The organism is Primorskyibacter aestuariivivens, assembly GCF_028023675.1.
GTDB lineage: Bacteria > Pseudomonadota > Alphaproteobacteria > Rhodobacterales > Rhodobacteraceae > Marinovum > Marinovum aestuariivivens.
Genome location: NZ_JAQIOZ010000001.1, coordinates 47102 through 64680, shown reverse-complemented (window position 1 = coordinate 64680; position 17579 = coordinate 47102). Strand labels below are relative to the sequence as shown.

The following is a 17579-nucleotide window of genomic DNA, read 5'->3' as shown; positions in this document are numbered from 1 at the left end:
CCTTGGTATCGGCGGGCGATGCCGGTTTTGTCGCCGGGACAAATACTGGTACGCCCCGAATGGGGGAAACTGTCATGTCATCCAGCACAGAAGGGGCACATCCGCGCAGCGCGCCACGGGTCAACAGCGTCACGGTGGACGATATCAAGGCATCGCTGAAAGCCGGGTTTGCCGACTTTCTCGCACGCCCTGTCATGAGCGGCTTTTTCGGGCTGTTCTATGCGGTCTTTGGCATGCTGTTCGTCTGGGCGCTGGTCGGATTGGGCAAGATCTGGATGGTCATTCCGGCCGCCATCGGCTTTCCTCTGGTCGCGCCGTTCGCCGCCGCCGGTCTCTACGAGATGTCCCGTCGCAGGCAAAAGGGCGAGGCTTTCGGATGGATGGATGTTCTTACCGTCATGGCCCATCAGCGCAAGCGCGAAATGGGCTGGATGGCCTTTGTCACCCTGTTCATTTTCTGGGTGTGGAGTTACCAGGTACGGCTCTGGCTGGCCATCATCCTTCAGGACGCGTCTTTTTCGGATTTCTGGGGCTTCCTGAACATCGTCTTTTTCACGCCTGCGGGCTGGACCTTTCTGGCCGTCGGCACATGTGCAGGGGCGCTTTTGTCGGCGGTGCTGTTTTCGGTGACCGTTGTGGCTATGCCGCTGCTGCTGGACCGTGATATCGATTTTGTCACGGCCATGCTGACCTCGGTTCAGGTGGTCCGGGAAAACCCAGCTGTCATGCTCACATGGGCGGCGATTATCTCGGTCACCATGGTGCTGTCACTGGTGCCTGCCTTTCTGGGGCTGATCTTCACCCTGCCGATCCTGGGCCACACCACCTGGCATCTCTATACGCGGGTTGTCGCCCGGGAAGTGGCCGGGGACCCGTGATCATTCGCAGGGTCTGCCGTCAGGTCTTGCGCGCCACAGCCGTGGCAAAGGCCTGATAGCCATAAAGCGTGCCCGCTTCCGCCCGCCGGTCATGCTCTGCCATCAGCGCGCGGGCCATGTCTTCGCCGATCAACCCCGCTGTGACCATGTCCCGCGTCGTAAACTCGACCCAGGGGCGCATCTGGTCCGGGGTTGTGACCACGCGGCTGTCCATGCCGAAATGCTCCAGCTCCAGACCTGTCGCGGCGATCAGGCTGCGCAGCTTACCCACAAGATGCGCGTCGGTCACGTAAGAGCGGGCAAATTCGCGCGCGCAGACATCCAGCGGGTCATTCGGGGCATTGGCAAAGGTGGCCTTGGAGAAATCCACATCGCCCACCACCAGCCTGCCACCGGGGCGCAGGATGCGCGCGGCCTCGGTCAAAAGAGCACCCGGATCGGTCACATGTGTGAGCACGGTGTGCAGGATGACATTCTGTGCTGCGCCATCCTCCAGCGGAAGCGCGGTGCCATCGGCCTGCTCAAAGCTCAGGTTTGCGTGATCTGCGGCCCGCGCCCGCGCCTCGGCCACAAAACCCTCAGAGGGTTCAAACCCCGTGACCTGCGCCGGGGCGGCATGGGCGGCGATGCGGCGCGACACGGCACCCGCGCCTGCGCCGATTTCCACGGTCAGGCTGTCAGGCGGAAACTCAAGCCGCCCGAGATAGGCCGCGACGATGCGCTCCATCGTCGGGTCCGACTGCCGGACATCCATCGCGTCGGCAAAGGCCTTGATAAATTCGGGGCCTGCGGCATCCACATTTTGAAAAGGATCGGCCATGAAAATCGCTCCTGTCTGGCAATTCGGTCAGCCTAGCCGACGCGGGTGAAACCCGTCGACCACAAAGTGATCCGCCTCAGCACAACCGCTCCAGCCGTCCTTTGCGTTTGACGATATTCTTGTAATCCCACTGGATATCACGCGCATCCGCCAGCCACGCGGCGAGCGCAGCATCGTCGATCTGTGCCGCATCGGTGTAGCGCGTCTCGGCGGCCTTGAACTTGCCCGTGGATTTCAGCCCCGGCGCGTCAAAGCTTTGGCCGCTCCAGAACATGAGACGCATACAGGATTTCAGCTTGCCATAGCCGACAATCGGATTGCCATCCAGAAACCAGACCGGATGCGCGTGCCAGATCTTCGCCCCGGCCTCGGGCAGCCCGCGATCGATGCCAAGGCGCAGGCGATCGCAGATCGCGCGGTCGGACGCGGCCTGTGCCGCGTGATACGCGTCGATTGTGTCATGTCCCATGTCGGGTAGGGTAAACGGGCATTCCCGACAGGCAAAGAAAAAGCCGCGCAGATTGCTCTGCGCGGCGTCTTGAATAGATATTGCGGGCGAGATCAGTCCTCGTCGTCGCCCTCGGGCAGCACGTCTTCGACAACTTCGGCCAGATCCTCGTCTTCCGACGCGGCGGAACCGATGTCTTCGAACAGCTCGGCGATTTCATAATCGGCGGCGGCTTCTTCTTCGGCGGCAGCGTCCTGAATGGTCTTGCCAGAGGCTTGCAGCTCGGCTTCCTCGGGCGAACGGGCCACGTTCAGCGTCATGGTGACCATCACCTCGGGGTGCAGGTGCACCTCGACGTCGTGCAGGCCGAGCGTCTTGATCGGGCTGCGGATGATGACCTGTTTGCGATCCAGCGAGAAGCCTTCTTCGGTGGCCACATCAGCGGCGTCACGGGTGGTGACAGAGCCGTAGAGGTTGCCGCCGTCCGAGGCGGAGCGAATCACGATGAACTGCTGACCATCGAGACGACCGGCCAGATCTTCGGCCTCTTTCTTGGTCTCAAGGTTGCGCGCTTCGAGCTGGGCTTTCTGGGCTTCAAAAGAGGCGATATTCTCTTTCGATGCGGTCAGCGCCTTGCCCTGAAGCAGCAGGTAGTTGCGGGCAAAGCCGGGCTTGACGTCGACGACGTCACCCATCTGGCCAAGCTTGGCAACACGTTCGAGAAGGATAACTTGCATGTCAGTCTCTCCTTACTTCACAGCGTAGGGCAGCAGGGCCAGGAAACGGGCGCGTTTGATGGCACGGGCCAGTTCACGCTGTTTCTTGGCGGAGACTGCGGTGATGCGGGAGGGCACGATCTTGCCACGCTCAGAGATGTAGCGTTGCAGCAGACGGGTGTCCTTGTAGTCGATCTTGGGTGCATTCTCACCAGAGAAGGGGCACACTTTACGACGGCGGAAAAACGGTTTTGCGGCCATGGTTTAGCGCTCCTGTCTCTTAGCGGCGTTCGCGACGGGTGTCGCGTTCGTCACGTTTCTGCATCTGGACCGAAGGACCTTCGGCATGCTCGTCGACCTTGATGGTCAGAATACGCATTACGTCATCATGCAGACGCATCAGGCGTTCCATTTCCTGCACGGCTTCCGACGGTGCGTCGGTGCGCAGGAAGGCATAGTGGCCCTTGCGGTTCTTGTTGATCTTGTAGGCCATGGTCTTCACGCCCCAGTACTCGCTTTCGACGACCTTGCCGCCATTGTCCGCGAGAACGGTGCTGAAATGTTCAACCAGGCTTTCGGCCTGCGCGCCGGACAGATCCTGGCGCGAGATAAAGACATGCTCATAAAGGGGCATGTGCACTCCATTTATATCAAGGCGCATTTCAAAGGGCCGGTTACACCTTTCGCCCCGGACCCACGAGAGACTGCGCGGTTCAGTATCGTCTTGCGAAAGGAGCGCCCCGTATACAGTGAAATGGGCGAATGGCAAGGGGGGGTGGCCAAGTGTACCGCTGGTGTGGTCACGATCTCATTCAATGAAATCGGACCGAAATCTTTCGAAGATTTCGGAACTTTGGTGATGTCACCATGGGCCTGCCCCCGGATTGGCCCGGAGTTTTCCCGGCATGACCGCGTTTGCGCCGCATTCGCGCCCGATTTCACGGCGATCAAAGGGAAAAGCTTGAATGATGGGAGACAGACACATGGCCGCAACAGACAACTACATGCACGTCAAAGGTTCTTCGGCGCAAATGGTTCCGCCGACGCGCGAGATCTCGGTTGCGACCTTGGTGCGCGGTTTCACGCGTCTGATCGCCGTTGCGCTGCTGGCTTCGGCGCTTGGCATCTGGATCGCACCGGGGGCCAGCAATATCGCCGAGATCATGCTGATGAAACTCTGCGCCTCCTTCTTCCTAGGCGTGACGGGCCTGCACCTTCTGTTTGCTGCCCGGACGCCGCACGCTCCGACCTGATACCGGTCTCACGGTTCCCGCGCCTGACCCCGTTGGCTTTCCGGCCAGCGGGGTTTGTTTTTGCGTCTGGTCATTGCAGGAACCGGGCTGGACGCGTATCCATATGCCAACGCGACAAAAGCTGTTGATAAGGGGACAACAATGGGGCGAGCATTCGTATTTCCGGGGCAGGGCGCACAGGCGATCGGCATGGGCAAGGCGCTGGCCGACGCCTATCCTGCGGCGAGGGCCGTTTTTGATGAGGTGGACGACGCTCTGGGCGAAAAGCTGAGCGACCTGATCTGGGAGGGCGATGCGGCAGAGTTGACCATGACCCGCAATGCGCAGCCTGCGCTGATGGCAACCTCTTTGGCGGCCATGCGCGCGCTCGAGGCCGAGGGCATCACCGTGGATATGGCGCAATATGTGGCCGGGCATTCGCTGGGCGAATATTCTGCGCTCGCTGCCGCCGGATCGCTGAGCATTGCCGATTGCGCGCGGCTGTTGCGCACCCGCGGTCAGGCCATGCAGGACGCGGTGCCGGTGGGCGAGGGCGCGATGGCGGCGCTTCTGGGGCTGGATCTGGCCGCGGCGCGCAAAGTGGCCCATGACGCGGCGCAGGGCGAGATCTGCACTGCCGCCAATGACAATGACCCGGCGCAGGTTGTCGTGTCCGGCCACAAGGGCGCTGTTGAGCGCGCCGTTGACCTGGCCAAGGAGGCCGGGGCCAAACGCGCCGTCATGCTGCCGGTGAGCGCGCCGTTCCACTGCATGCTGATGGAGCCCGCGGCCCGCGTGATGGCCGAGGCGCTCGACCATGTGGAGATCAACGCGCCCAAGGTGCCGCTGGTGGCCAATGTCGCTGCCGAGGCGGTGGACGATCCGGCGACGATCCGCTCGCTTCTGGTCAATCAGGTGACCGGCGCGGTACGCTGGCGCGAAAGCGTCGAATGGATGGCGCGCCATGGTGTGACCGAGATCTGGGAGATCGGCGCGGGCAAGGCGCTGTGCGGCATGGTGCGCCGGATCGACCGCGCTGTGGCGACCCGCAATGTGGGCACGCCCGAGGATGTGGTCGCGGCAAAAGAGGCGGTCGGCTGAGGTCATCCTTACTCGTGGCGCTTGGGACCGAGATACGAGATTTTTCACTATCAATGGGGCAGACATGTTTGATCTGACAGGAAAATGCGCGCTGATCACCGGCGCGTCGGGCGGTATCGGCGGCGAGATCGCCAGGGCGCTGCACGCGGCGGGGGCCACCGTGGGGCTGAGCGGCACGCGCGAGGCACCGCTTCAGGAACTGGCGGCAGAGCTGGGCGAGCGCGCCCATGTGCTGCCCTGCAACCTCTCGGACATGGATGCGGTGGACGCGCTGCCGAAACAGGCGATCGAGGCGATGGGCGCGGTGGATATTCTCGTCAACAATGCCGGGATCACCCGTGACAACCTCTTCATGCGGATGTCGGATGAGGAATGGCAATCGGTTCTGAACGTGAACCTCACCGCCTCGATGAAGCTTTGCAAGGGCGTGATGCGCGGCATGATGAAATCCCGCTGGGGGCGGATCGTGAATATCAGCTCCATCGTGGGCGCGACCGGCAACCCGGGGCAGGCCAACTATGCCGCCGCCAAGGCGGGCATGATCGGCATGGGCAAATCGCTGGCCTATGAGGTGGCAAGCCGGGGAATCACCGTGAACGCCGTGGCACCGGGGTTCATCGCCACCGCCATGACCGACAAGCTGACCGATGATCAGAAGGAAAAGATCAACGTGCAGATCCCGGCCGCCCGCATGGGCACGCCCGAGGAAATCGCGGCGGCGGTGCTTTATCTGGCCAGCCCTGAGGCGGGCTATGTGACCGGCGCAACCTTGCACGTCAATGGCGGCATGGCCATGTTGTAAGCCGCGACCATTCCGCAGCCGGAAAGCGTTTGCCAATGGCGTTTCATGTGCTATAGGCGCGGGGAATTTCCGGGAGCGGCACAGCCGGTCGGGGTTCTTGCCGCCATGCGTGGACAAGTTTGGGCCACTGGCCAATCGCTGCCTCGGGAGGGGCAAATTCAGTTCGACCCTTCAGGGGCGCGGGCACAACAGGGCCGAAGGCCCAAGACGATGAGGAATACAGATATGAGCGACGTCGCAGAGCGCGTGAAAAAGATCGTTGTGGAACACCTGGGCGTGGAAGAAGAGAAAGTCGTTGAAAACGCTTCCTTCATCGACGACCTCGGCGCAGACAGCCTTGACACTGTCGAGCTGGTTATGGCGTTCGAAGAAGAGTTCGGCATCGAGATCCCGGACGACGCGGCCGAAACCATCCAGACCTTTGGCGACGCGACCAAATTCATCAACGAAGCGTCCGCATAAGCGACCTGTTGATCAGATTCTGAAACGGCGTGCCCCACCGGGCGCGCCGTTTTTCTTTGGAATGGTGCCGAAATCTTCAAAAGATTTCGCACCGATTTCTTTTGAAGAAATCGGTCAAACTGCGCTGCGTTTGATCGCCCAGAGTGCGGCGGGCGGGCCGATGAGTTCAAAGAACACTGTCGTGCCAATGGTCAGCGCCATGATCGTGTCGCGCCATTCGGGGAAGGTCTGCGCCGCGATCAGCGCCATGCCCACCGCAACGCCTGCCTGCGGCAGCAGGGCCGGACCGTAGAGCGGACGCTCATGCGCAGCTGTCTGCCCGGCCAGCGCCCCCAGCCAGCCCCCAAGAAGCCGTGCCAGCACCCGAAGCACCACATAGACGCCGCCTGCCAGTCCCAGCGAAGCCAGCGCCTCAAGCTCCAGCGCCGCACCGGCCAGCACGAAAAACAGCACCAGAAACGGCCAGCGGATATGCTCGATCTCGTGAAAGGCGCGGTCGTGATGGGTGGCCCAGTTAACCAGCACCGCGCCCGCCACCATGCCCGCGATCAGGTAGCTCAGGCCAAGATAAAGCGCACCGCCTGCCAGCAGAAAAACCAGCGCCAGCGCTTCGATCTGGATCGGGTCCCCGTCGCGCAACCGCCCGGTCAGCCACGCCCCGGGCAGCCCGACAGCAAGCCCCAGCGCCGTTGCTCCGGCGAGGTCATAGGCCAGATGTCCCAGCAGCGCTGCACCATGGGCGCTTCCGGTGGTTTGCTGCACGACCAGCAGGACCATGGAAAACACCACCAGCCCCCAGGCATCGTCGATGGCCACGATGCCCGACAGGGTGCGGGTGAAACTGTTGTCGACGCCGGATTGTGCCACCACGTCCTGCGTCGCGGCGGGGGCCGTGGCGGTGGCAATCGCCCCCATGATCAGCGCAAGCCCCGGCGGCAGCCCGACCAGCCAGAGACCGAGCGCCACCAACGCCAGCGTGCCCAGCACGATGCTCAGCGACAGCCAGAGGATCGCGCGACCGCGTTCGCGCAGGGTCCGGGCCGAGAGGGCCGAGCCCAGCAGAAAGGCCACCATGGTCAGCGCCGTAACTGACAGGAATTCCTGCAGCGCATCCTCGGGGCGGGGCAAAAGGTCAAACCCCGCGCCGCCCGCGATGACCCCCAGCACAAGCAGCAGCGTGACCCGCGGGATCGGTGTCTTGCGCGCCACGAGGTCGGCGGCAAGACCCGTGGCAAAGATCGCGCCCAGCATGAGGAAGGTTACGTGCATATCCATCAGCGCGTCTGTCCTGTCATGGGCCGGGCCTCAGCGCCGGTCCGATCCGCGTCTATTCCACGCTCACCGCCAAGCGCGCGATCACCTTGCGGTCCTGACCGATATAATAGCGCAGCTCATAGTCGCCCGGCACCTCCGGCAGCTCGACCACCAGCGGGCTGTCCTCGGACGTGTAGCGATAGCTCTCGTATTCGCTGTCCGAGGATCCGGCCCGGGACAGGCCGATATAGTCGCCCTTGAAATCCGGCCCGTCCCAATGCACCGCCAGCGTGCCGCCCGCGCGACCGGTCTCGCGCGCGTCCAGCGTGGCAGTGACCTCGGTCAGGGTGATCGGTTCCCGCCCGAGGATGGCCGTGCCATTGGCATTGGCGATGTAGCGGATTTCGTAGTCTCCAGGCTCGACCGGCATCCGCAGGATCAGCGGATTGCCCTTGTTCGTATAGGTGTAACCGGAATATTTCGGATCAGATGGCCGCGCGACAGAGATATAGTCGCGGTCATAGCCCGGCCCGTCCCAATGCACGGCGATATTCGATCCGGCGGGCGCAGTGGCCGGCACATCGAGACTGGCCTGCACATCCACCACTTCGATGGGTTGTACCGCCAGCACGGTCTTGTTCTGGCTCATGACGTAGCGCAATTCGTATGCACCGGGTTCCAGCGGCATCTTGAGTGCCAGCGGCGTGCCAAGGTTGGTATAGGTATAGGCTTCATAGCCCCGGTCCGCCGGGCGTGCCACGGCGATGTAATCCCGGTGATAATCCGGACCGGTCCAGCCCACGGTAAGCGGTTCGCCCGCATTGGCCTGGGCCGGAGCGTCCAGCGTTGCCTCGACGGCTGTCACCTCGATCATCCGGGTCGTCAGTACGGTCTTGTCCTGGCTCATCACATAGCGCAGTTCGTAGGTCCCCGGCTCCGGCGGCAGGACCAGTTGCGCGGGTGTGCCCTTGGAGGTGTAGGCATAGTTGACATAGCCTCGGTCCCCGGGGCGCGCGACCGAAATATAGTCCCGGTGGTAATCCGGCCCGTCCCATGTAACCGGGATCGTGGCCCCCGCGGGCGCGCTGTCCGTGGCCTCAAGCGTGGCCTGTGTCGCCGTCACGGTGATGGGCTGCGCGGCCAGTACCTTGCGGCCTTCGTTCAGCACATAGCGCAGCTCGTAATCGCCAGGCTCGGCGGGCATGAGAAGCTGGGCTGGGTCGCCCTTGGAGGTATAGGCGTAATTCTCATAGCCATTGTCGCCGGGTTTCGACACGGCGATGTAATCGCGATGCGCGTCGGGTCCGTCCCAATCGATCGGGATTGTGGCTCCCGCCTCGGCCTCTGCCGGACCGCTCACCGATGCGGCGGGCAGGAGCGCGGGCAGCACCAGCGTCACGGTCTCGTTGGCGTCACCCACGGAGATTTCCGCTTCGGCGCTGGCTTCATCCTCGGGGCGCAGGGCCGAGACGAGGTAGGTCCCTGGCATCAGATCAGCAGAGACAGATGCCCCGCGTTCAAAATCCATCAGCACGGTGTCGCCGTCTGACAGCGACCACATGAGATCCGTAGTGACGCGCGGCCCGCCTTCGCCCTCGGTGGCGATAAAGGTTACCGTGACAGCCACAGGTTCCGGCGCGGCGGCGACCTCTTCGAGAGCATCCCCCAACTCGCTGGCATTGTCGGCGGTGAGGAACCGGCCACCGGTTTCTTCGGCAAGGCATTGCATTTGCGCCAGCGCTTCGGGGTCGCTCACGTCAAATCCAACCACATGCGTGGTGAAATTCACGCCGGACTCCTCCAGCACGCGGGCGGCGGCGCAGGGATCTGGGTTGCAGGTCTCGATCCCATCCGAGACAAGGATCACGGTCGCCGCTTCTTCGGTATAGCGCAGCGCCTCGGCGGCGGCGATCACCGCATCTGTCATAGGTGTCTTGCCGCGTGGCTTGATCCCGTTCACGGCGCGCGAAATGGCGTCGCGTGTGCCTGTGCCCGGCACCACCAGCGTTTCGATATCCGCGCAGTCCCCTCTGGTCCGGTGGCCATAGGCAGCGAGGCCAAGCTCCTGGCCGTCGGGCAGAGTCGCGAGTAGGTCGTCCATCACCTGTTGTGCGATGGTGATCTTGGCCACGCCGTCGATCTGGCCCCACATGGAGCCGGAGGCATCCATGACCAGGATGGTGCGCGGGGCTTCTTGCGCGGCGGCCAGACCCGGTGCGCAGAGCGCGCAAAGCATCAGGAATGTGCGAAACATGGCTTAAATCCTCTCAGGGAAAAACTTTGGCCACCAGCGTAGAAATTCTGCCAATGAGTTCAACGGTGGAATACCGGACTCGCTGCATGTTCACCCTGTGTTCTCATTTTTTGATTGGCGATGCCGGGGCTTTCAACTATGTCTTAACCGTTCCGTACCGGGGGTATCATGGCCGAGTTGAAGCATATCGAAGTGCGCGGCGCGCGCGAACACAATCTCAAGGGGATCGACGTGGATATTCCGCGTGATCAGCTTGTGGTGATCACAGGTCTGTCCGGGTCGGGCAAGTCGAGCCTCGCCTTTGATACGATCTATGCCGAGGGGCAGCGCCGCTATGTGGAAAGCCTGTCGGCCTATGCGCGGCAGTTCCTCGACATGATGGAAAAGCCCGATGTGGATCATATCTCGGGTCTGAGCCCGGCGATCTCCATCGAACAGAAGACCACATCGAAAAACCCGCGCTCCACCGTGGGCACGGTGACGGAAATCTATGACTACCTGCGTCTGCTTTTTGCGCGCGCGGGCACGCCCTACAGCCCGGCCACCGGCAAGCCCATCGAAGCGCAGCAGGTGCAGGACATGGTCGACCGGGTCATGGAGATGGAAGAGGGCACGCGCGGTTACCTGCTTGCGCCCATCATCCGCGACCGCAAGGGCGAGTATCGCAAGGAATTCCTTGAACTGCGCAAGCAGGGTTTCCAGCGGGTCAAGGTGGATGGCGCGTTCTATGAACTGGATGAACCGCCGACGCTGGACAAGAAATACCGCCATGACATCGACGTGGTAGTGGACCGGATCGTGGTGCGCGAGGGGCTGGAGACCCGGCTGGCGGATTCGTTCCGCACCGCGCTGGACCTGGCCGACGGGATTGCCATTCTGGAAACCGCGCCCAAAGAAGGCGAGCCTGAACGCATCACCTTCAGCGAGAATTTCGCCTGTCCTGCCAGCGGCTTCACCATCCCCGAGATCGAGCCACGGTTGTTTTCGTTCAACGCGCCCTTTGGGGCCTGCCCGGATTGTGACGGGCTGGGGGTGGAGTTGTTCTTTGACGAACGGCTGGTTGTGCCGGATGCGACGTTGAAAATCTATGACGGCGCGTTGGCGCCCTGGCGCAAGGGCAAGTCGCCCTATTTCCTGCAAACCATCGAGGCGCTGGCCAAACACTACGAGTTCGACAAGAACACCCGCTGGAAGGACCTGCCAAAATTCGTGCAGCAGGTGTTCCTCTATGGTTCGGGCGATGAAGAGATCAATTTCCGCTATGACGAGGGCGGGCGCGTCTATCAGGTCAGCCGTACCTTCGAGGGCGTGATTCCCAACATGGAGCGGCGCTATCGCGAGACGGATTCGAACTGGATTCGCGAGGAGTTCGAGCGCTACCAGAACAACCGGTCCTGTGGCACCTGCGGCGGCTACCGCCTGCGCGAAGAAGCCCTAGCCGTGAAGATCGCGGGCCTGCATGTGGGGCAGGTGGTGCAGATGTCGATCCGCGAGGCCTATGACTGGTGTCAGGCGGTGCCGGAGCATCTGACGAACCAGAAAAACGAGATTGCGCGGGCGATCCTGAAGGAGATCCGCGAGCGGCTGGGCTTCCTCAACAATGTGGGGCTGGAATATCTGACGCTGTCGCGCAATGCCGGCACGCTGTCGGGCGGCGAGAGCCAGCGCATCCGGCTGGCCTCGCAGATCGGCTCGGGCCTCACCGGCGTGCTTTACGTGCTGGACGAGCCTTCGATCGGATTGCACCAGCGCGATAATGACCGGCTGCTTGGCACGCTGAAAAACCTGCGCGATCAGGGCAATACGGTGATTGTCGTCGAACATGACGAGGAGGCGGTGCGCGAGGCGGACTACGTCTTTGACATCGGCCCCGGCGCTGGCGTGCATGGTGGCCAGATCGTCAGCCAGGGCACCCCGGAACAGGTGGCGGCCGATCCCGCATCGCTGACCGGGCAATACCTGTCCGGCGCGCGTGAAATCGCGGTGCCGTCCGAGAGGCGCAAGGGCAACGGCAAAACGGTCAAGGTGGTCAAGGCCACAGGCAACAACCTGAAAAACGTCACGGCCGATTTCCCTCTGGGCAAGTTTGTCTGTGTCACGGGCGTGTCGGGCGGCGGCAAATCCACGCTGACCATCGAGACGCTGTTCAAAACCGCCTCCATGCGGCTGAACGGGGCGCGCCAGACGCCCGCGCCCTGTGAGACCATCAAGGGGCTGGAGCATCTGGACAAGGTGATCGACATTGACCAGCGTCCCATCGGACGGACTCCGCGTTCAAATCCAGCGACTTACACCGGGGCCTTCACGCCCATCCGAGACTGGTTCGCCGGTCTGCCCGAGGCCAAGGCGCGCGGCTACAAGCCCGGGCGCTTCAGCTTCAACGTCAAAGGCGGGCGCTGCGAGGCCTGTCAGGGCGACGGCGTCATCAAGATCGAGATGCATTTCCTGCCCGATGTTTATGTGGAATGCGAGACTTGCAAGGGCGCGCGCTATAACCGAGAGACTCTGGAAATTCGATTTAAAGGCAAGAGCATCGCCGACGTTCTTGATATGACGGTTGAAGAGGCACAGGAATTTTTCAAGGCCGTGCCGTCGATCCGTGACAAGATGGATGCGCTGATGCGTGTGGGGCTGGGTTATATCAAGGTGGGCCAGCAGGCGACGACGCTTTCGGGGGGCGAAGCACAGCGCGTGAAGCTGTCCAAGGAACTGGCCAAACGCTCCACCGGCCGCACGCTTTATATCCTTGATGAGCCGACCACGGGGCTGCATTTCGAGGACGTACGCAAACTTCTCGAAGTGCTGCACGAACTGGTCGAAAGCGGCAATACGGTGGTGGTGATCGAACATAACCTCGACGTGATCAAAACCGCCGACTGGATCATCGACATCGGTCCGGAAGGCGGCGATGGCGGCGGCGAGATCGTGGCCACGGGCACGCCCGAGGATGTGGCGGGCGTCGAGCGCTCCCATACCGGGCGCTATCTTGGTCCGATGCTCAAGGGGGCGAAGGTGGCGGCGGAATGAGTCAGTCGATGATCGCGGCGATGGCGCCGATCAAATCGATGATTTCGCGCGTCTCCCGATCAACCTGAAAGAGCTGATCATCAATCCGGTAATAGGTTTCAAGCGGATCAAGCCCATACCGTTCGGGATTGCGCAGCAGGACATAGTCACCGATTTCGACAATGTCTCCAATGCGATAGCCACGATCTTCGGAATTGCGGGATTTCTTGGCGAGGCCGGGGGGAACGCAGGGCGGTGACTTCTTGGCCAGACCCGGGGGGCATCCCTTGGGACTCGCCCAGGCGGGTGTGGCCAGCATCAGGGCAATGAGCGGCAATGTGATCAGGCGCATGGGAAACCTTTCTCGTCAGTCGAACGGGCCGGGACCATGCGCCTTTCTGTCATGTGATTCCACAGGGGGCCGCGCGCGTCGGCGGCCCCTTGCCGGTCAGACGGCTTATTTCGTCTTGCAGGTATTGATACCCAAGAGAGCATAAGGCGGGCAGGAGCCGATCAGCCCGGTGACCAGCGGGACAATGCCCAGCAGGTAGAGCCAGCTATAGGTGCCGCCGCTGTTGAGGAAATAGGCCGCGATCAGGGCCAGACCCACGACAATGCGAATGCCGCGGTCGATGGTGCCTACGTTCTTTTTCATGGTTTCTCTCCGAATCTGAGATGCGTTATACCCCGAATATGGACCATCGCAGAGATCTGGTCTGTGACTAGGTCACAGAGACGTTAACCATCTTCTGCGGCGAGACTGCGCAGCGTGTCAGGATCGCGAAGGCGCACCGTTCCGCGCCGCAATTCCACCAGCCCGCGCCGGGCAAAGGCATCGAGCCTGCGCGACACCACTTCGCGGGCGGTGCCGATCATCACCGCCAGTTCCGCATGGGTGGCGGTCAACAATCCGTCCTCGGCCCGCGACAGCAGCGCCTCGGCCAGCCGGTTCTCGATCTTCTGGAACGCGACCCGTTCCAGCAGATGCATCATCGACTGCATGCGCGTCGCAAAGGCGGCAAAGACAAAGCTGCGAAACGCGGGCGAGCCGTCCATCAGCGACAGGAAAACATCGCGTGGCACCAGCACCAGCCGGGCAGGACGGCGGGTGACCGCTTCGCCGGAATATTCCTCGCCGCCCAAAAGCCCCAGCGTGGACTGGATGCAGCTTTGCCCCGGCTCCACGGCGTAAAGCAGGATTTCGCGTCCGGTGGGCCCGGTCAGGAACACCTCGACCCGTCCCGACAGCATGATGACGAAGCCCTTGACGCTGTCGCCCGGGCGGAACAGCACCGTGCCCGCCGCGGCGTCCATGGGCGTGAGCGCATCAAGCTTGGCCAGCGCCGCGTCGTCCAGTTCCAGAAGCCCCTCTGCCGCGTCGGTCCAGCCCATCTTAGCCCCGTCTCATGTCAACCACGACCGCGTTTTTCGAAACGCGGCAGCATGGCCGAGAAATCCTTGCCGTTGCCGTCTTCGCTTTCCACGAATTGCGCATAGAGGTCGCGGGCCGCCGTGCCCAGCGGTGTGTCCGCATCGGCGCTTTCGGCGGCTTGCGCCGCAAGACGCAGGTCCTTGAGCATCAGCTCGGCGGCAAAACCGGGTTTGTAGTCGTTATCCGACGGCGATTGCGGGCCAACACCGGGCGCAGGGCAATAGGCGTTCATCGACCAGCTATAGCCCGAGGAGGTCGAGACCACGTCGAACATCGCCTGCCGGTCCAGCCCCAGCTTGTCGGCCAGCGCAAAGGCTTCGCAGGTGGCGATCATGGTGACGCCGAGGATCATGTTGTTGCAGATCTTGGCAGCTTGCCCGTTGCCTGCCGGACCGCAATGCACGGCCTTCTGTCCCATCACCTCGAACAGCGGTTTCGCCTTGGCAAAAGCGTCTTCGCCACCACCCACCATAAAGGTCAGCGTGCCGCCCGCAGCTCCCCCGACGCCGCCCGAGACCGGCGCGTCGAGCGCGCCCAGACCCGCCGCCTCGGCCTTTTCCGCCACGGCGCGGGCGCTGTCCACATCCACGGTGGAGCAATCGAGCAGCACCGCGCCCGCGTTCATCACCGGGATCACCTCATCCGCCACGGCGCGCAGGATCTGGCCGTTGGGGAGCATGGTGATCACCACATCGGCGCCCTTGGCCGCCCCGGCACCGCTTGCGGCCATGGTCACGCCTTCGATGTTGACATCGGCCATGTCAAATCCGGTGACCTCATGGCCCGCCTTGGCGAGGTTGGCAGCCATCGGCCCACCCATGTTCCCAAGTCCGATAAATCCGATCTTCATGACGTCTCCTCCTCGAATGTCAGCGCGTCCCTGCCCAATGGCATGAGCATCTGGCTCACCCGCAACCCCTTGAGATCATAGAGATCATCGCTCCATGTCGGGTTACGGTCCTTGTCTATGATCGCGGCGCGGATGCCTTCGATGAAATCGCCGTGTTCCATGGCACGGTAAGTGAAACGATACTCTGTCTCAAGCGCGCGGCGGATCGTGGCGGCGGGGCCACGCAGCCGGTGGATCATCTGCACCGTGCAGCCCATGGAGAGCGGTGAATTGCGCCCTATCATCTTTCTGGCCTTGCTCGCAAATTCTGTGTCTGACGCATCCAGCGCGTTGAGAATATCGCGCAGGGTTTCGCCGCCGAATGTGGCGTCGATGTCCCCCTGAATCTCTTCCAGCGGGGCAGGGGGCGGGGTCGAGGCGGCCTTGTCAATCCGGTTCCAGTCGCCGGTTTCTTCCAGCGCGGTAATCAGCGCGGGCCAGTCGGCTTCGGGGATGTAGTAGTCGGCAAAACCCGCAAGCACCGCGTCGCCCGGTCCCATCCGCGCGCCGGTCAGCCCGAGGTATTCGCCCAACCGCCCTGGCGCACGGGACAGGATCAGCGACCCGCCCACATCCGGGACCAGCCCGATGCCGCATTCCGGCATGGCGATCTGCGCGCTTTCACCCACCACGCGATGCGAACCGTGACAGCCCACGCCGACACCGCCGCCCATGGTGAACCCTTGCAGGAAGCTTGCCACCGGTTTGGGAAATTCGAACATGCGGGCGTTCATACGGTACTCGTCGCGCCAGAAGCGGCGGCCATAGTCGAAATCGCCTGCTTTGCCGGTGTCATACATTTCCTGGATGTCGCCGCCCGCACAGAAGGCTTTTTCGCCCTCCGCGTCGATCACCAGCATGGCCACGTCATCGTCATCGGCCCAGGCTTTCAGCGCCGCGTCGATCTCCATGCACATGTCATAGCTCAGCGCATTAAGCGCCTTGGGGCGGGTCAGGGTGATGCGACCGGTACGCCCGGTCTTGCGGATGGAAATGTCGCTCATCGGTTTGCCAGCATGTGACGCGCCACGATCAGGCGCATGATCTCGTTTGTGCCTTCAAGGATCTGATGCACACGCAGGTCGCGCACCAGTTTCTCGATTCCGTAATCGGCAAGATAGCCATAGCCACCGTGCAGTTGCAGGCATTGATCGACAACCTTGGATCCGGCCTCGGTGACGAATTTCTTGGCCATGGCACAGAATTTCGTGGCATCCGGCGCACCTGTGTCGAGCTTCCACGCGGCCTGGCGCAGGAAGGTGCGGGCGGCCTGTAGCTCGATCTCCATATCCGCCAGCCGGAATTGCAGCGCCTGGAACTGGTCGATCGACTGGCCGAAGGCTTTGCGCTCGGACATGTATTGCAGGGTCATGGTCAGCGCGGTCTGCGCCGCCCCCAGCGAGCAGGCCGAGATATTGAGCCGCCCGCCATCCAGCCCCGCCATGGCGTATTTGAAGCCTTTGCCTTCCTCGCCGACAAGGTTTTCCGCCGGGATTTTGCAATCGTCGAATTGCACCTGCGCGGTGGGTTGCGATTTCCAGCCCATCTTGTCCTCAAGCCCGCCAAAACTCAGCCCCTCCGTGCCGTCTTCGACATAGACGGTGGAAATGCCCTTGGGGCCATCCTCGCCGGTGCGGACCATGACGACATAGGCATCGGAATAGCCGCCGCCGGATATGAACGCCTTGGTGCCGTTCAGCGTGTAGCCCTCATTGGTGCGCTCGGCGCGGGTTTTCAGCGCTGCGGCGTCCGATCCGGAGCCGGGCTCGGTCAGGCAGTAGGAGAGCACCTTGTTCAGCGTCAGCGCGTCGGGCAGGATGCGAGCTTTCATGGCGTCATCGGCAAAGGTGTCGATCATCTTGACGCACATATTGTGGATCGAGAGAAACGCCGCGACCGAGGGGCAGGCCATGGACAGCGCCTCGAAGACCAGCGCCGCGTCGAGACGGGAGAGGCCGGAGCCGCCGGACTCCTCGGAGACATAAAGCCCGCCAAAGCCCAGCTCGCCCACCTGGGGCCAAAGCTCCTTGGGGATGGTGCCCGCCTTTTCCCAGTCGCGCGCATGGGGCGCGATATTGTCCTGCCCAAAGGCATGGGCCATGTCGAAGATGGCGGTTTGTTCTTCGGTGAGTGCAAAATCCATGGCGCGTCTCCCCCTCACGAATGGAATTGAATGGTTGTTCAATTTTTCGCGGAACAGGCGGGAATTTTCAAGCGATATTTCGTCGCGTGACGTCTCGTAGGGTGGGCAATTCTGCCCACCAGTCCGGAGCGGTGGGCAGAAT

General features: G+C 62.5%; 19 protein-coding genes. 6 read left to right on the top strand and 13 right to left on the bottom strand.

Going from position 1 to position 17579, the window contains the following annotated elements:
- The first annotated feature begins 74 nt into the window (after positions 1 to 74).
- Complete coding sequence (locus PGB28_RS00355) at positions 75 to 878, top strand: DUF2189 domain-containing protein (protein WP_271419479.1); 804 nt, start codon at positions 75 to 77, stop codon at positions 876 to 878.
- A 19-nt stretch (positions 879 to 897) separates the two neighbouring features.
- On the opposite strand, the gene PGB28_RS00350 is transcribed toward PGB28_RS00355, so the two are convergent.
- The 5 genes from PGB28_RS00350 to rpsF all read right to left on the bottom strand — a co-directional run bounded on the left by PGB28_RS00350 (position 898) and on the right by rpsF (position 3496).
- Positions 898 to 1698 carry a methyltransferase domain-containing protein gene (locus PGB28_RS00350; RefSeq protein ID WP_271419478.1) on the bottom strand — a complete coding sequence of 267 codons (801 nt, stop codon included), beginning with the start codon at positions 1696 to 1698 and terminating at the stop codon, positions 898 to 900.
- A gap of 76 nt (positions 1699 to 1774) precedes the next feature.
- Positions 1775 to 2167, bottom strand: a complete 393-nt coding sequence (locus tag PGB28_RS00345) for a DUF1801 domain-containing protein (RefSeq protein WP_271419477.1) — start codon at positions 2165 to 2167, stop codon at positions 1775 to 1777.
- A 92-nt stretch (positions 2168 to 2259) separates the two neighbouring features.
- On the bottom strand, positions 2260 to 2883 hold the full coding sequence (rplI, locus tag PGB28_RS00340; RefSeq protein WP_271419476.1) for a 50S ribosomal protein L9: 624 nt from the start codon (positions 2881 to 2883) through the stop codon (positions 2260 to 2262).
- Positions 2884 to 2895: 12 nt separating this feature from the next.
- The gene (gene rpsR, locus PGB28_RS00335) at positions 2896 to 3123 is read right to left on the bottom strand and encodes a 30S ribosomal protein S18 (protein WP_005608650.1); all 228 of its coding nucleotides are present in this window, start codon (positions 3121 to 3123) and stop codon (positions 2896 to 2898) included.
- Positions 3124 to 3142: 19 nt separating this feature from the next.
- On the bottom strand, positions 3143 to 3496 hold the full coding sequence (gene rpsF / locus PGB28_RS00330; protein WP_271419475.1) for a 30S ribosomal protein S6: 354 nt from the start codon (positions 3494 to 3496) through the stop codon (positions 3143 to 3145).
- A 349-nt stretch (positions 3497 to 3845) separates the two neighbouring features.
- On the opposite strand from rpsF, the gene PGB28_RS00325 reads away from it, so the two are divergent.
- The 4 genes from PGB28_RS00325 (at position 3846) to PGB28_RS00310 (ending at position 6459) form a co-directional block, all read left to right on the top strand.
- The gene (locus tag PGB28_RS00325; protein WP_271419474.1) at positions 3846 to 4115 is read left to right on the top strand and encodes a hypothetical protein; all 270 of its coding nucleotides are present in this window, start codon (positions 3846 to 3848) and stop codon (positions 4113 to 4115) included.
- Between the two features lie 141 nt (positions 4116 to 4256).
- The gene (gene fabD / locus PGB28_RS00320) at positions 4257 to 5195 is read left to right on the top strand and encodes an ACP S-malonyltransferase (RefSeq protein ID WP_271419473.1); all 939 of its coding nucleotides are present in this window, start codon (positions 4257 to 4259) and stop codon (positions 5193 to 5195) included.
- A gap of 64 nt (positions 5196 to 5259) precedes the next feature.
- Complete coding sequence (gene fabG, locus PGB28_RS00315) at positions 5260 to 5997, top strand: 3-oxoacyl-[acyl-carrier-protein] reductase (RefSeq protein ID WP_271419472.1); 738 nt, start codon at positions 5260 to 5262, stop codon at positions 5995 to 5997.
- 225 nt (positions 5998 to 6222) lie between these two features.
- Positions 6223 to 6459, top strand: coding sequence for an acyl carrier protein (locus PGB28_RS00310; RefSeq protein ID WP_271419471.1), 237 nt, complete (start codon positions 6223 to 6225; stop codon positions 6457 to 6459).
- A gap of 114 nt (positions 6460 to 6573) precedes the next feature.
- On the opposite strand, the gene PGB28_RS00305 is transcribed toward PGB28_RS00310, so the two are convergent.
- Complete coding sequence (locus PGB28_RS00305) at positions 6574 to 7734, bottom strand: cation:proton antiporter (protein WP_271419470.1); 1161 nt, start codon at positions 7732 to 7734, stop codon at positions 6574 to 6576.
- Between the two features lie 52 nt (positions 7735 to 7786).
- Complete coding sequence (locus tag PGB28_RS00300) at positions 7787 to 9967, bottom strand: vWA domain-containing protein (RefSeq protein WP_271419469.1); 2181 nt, start codon at positions 9965 to 9967, stop codon at positions 7787 to 7789.
- A 168-nt stretch (positions 9968 to 10135) separates the two neighbouring features.
- Here PGB28_RS00300 and uvrA point away from each other — a divergent pair, with 168 nt between their 5' ends.
- Positions 10136 to 12994, top strand: a complete 2859-nt coding sequence (gene uvrA, locus PGB28_RS00295; protein WP_271419468.1) for an excinuclease ABC subunit UvrA — start codon at positions 10136 to 10138, stop codon at positions 12992 to 12994.
- Position 12995: 1 nt separating this feature from the next.
- On the opposite strand, the gene PGB28_RS00290 is transcribed toward uvrA, so the two are convergent.
- From PGB28_RS00290 to PGB28_RS00265, 6 genes are all read right to left on the bottom strand, one after another.
- Positions 12996 to 13325: an excinuclease ABC subunit A gene (locus PGB28_RS00290; RefSeq protein ID WP_271419467.1), complete on the bottom strand. Its 330-nt coding sequence runs from the start codon at positions 13323 to 13325 to the stop codon at positions 12996 to 12998.
- A 105-nt stretch (positions 13326 to 13430) separates the two neighbouring features.
- On the bottom strand, positions 13431 to 13628 hold the full coding sequence (locus PGB28_RS00285) for a YgaP family membrane protein (protein ID WP_271419466.1): 198 nt from the start codon (positions 13626 to 13628) through the stop codon (positions 13431 to 13433).
- A gap of 83 nt (positions 13629 to 13711) precedes the next feature.
- A complete protein-coding gene (locus PGB28_RS00280; protein ID WP_271419465.1) occupies positions 13712 to 14365 on the bottom strand; it encodes a Crp/Fnr family transcriptional regulator in 654 nt (217 codons plus the stop codon).
- Positions 14366 to 14382: 17 nt separating this feature from the next.
- A complete protein-coding gene (gene mmsB / locus PGB28_RS00275; protein WP_271419464.1) occupies positions 14383 to 15255 on the bottom strand; it encodes a 3-hydroxyisobutyrate dehydrogenase in 873 nt (290 codons plus the stop codon).
- Positions 15252 to 16298 (bottom strand): enoyl-CoA hydratase/isomerase family protein, encoded by a 1047-nt coding sequence (locus tag PGB28_RS00270; protein WP_271419463.1) that lies wholly within the window; start codon positions 16296 to 16298, stop codon positions 15252 to 15254. The genes mmsB and PGB28_RS00270 overlap by 4 nt, the downstream gene beginning before the upstream one ends.
- The gene (locus tag PGB28_RS00265; protein WP_271419462.1) at positions 16295 to 17437 is read right to left on the bottom strand and encodes an acyl-CoA dehydrogenase family protein; all 1143 of its coding nucleotides are present in this window, start codon (positions 17435 to 17437) and stop codon (positions 16295 to 16297) included. The genes PGB28_RS00270 and PGB28_RS00265 overlap by 4 nt, the downstream gene beginning before the upstream one ends.
- Positions 17438 to 17579: the final 142 nt, after the last annotated feature.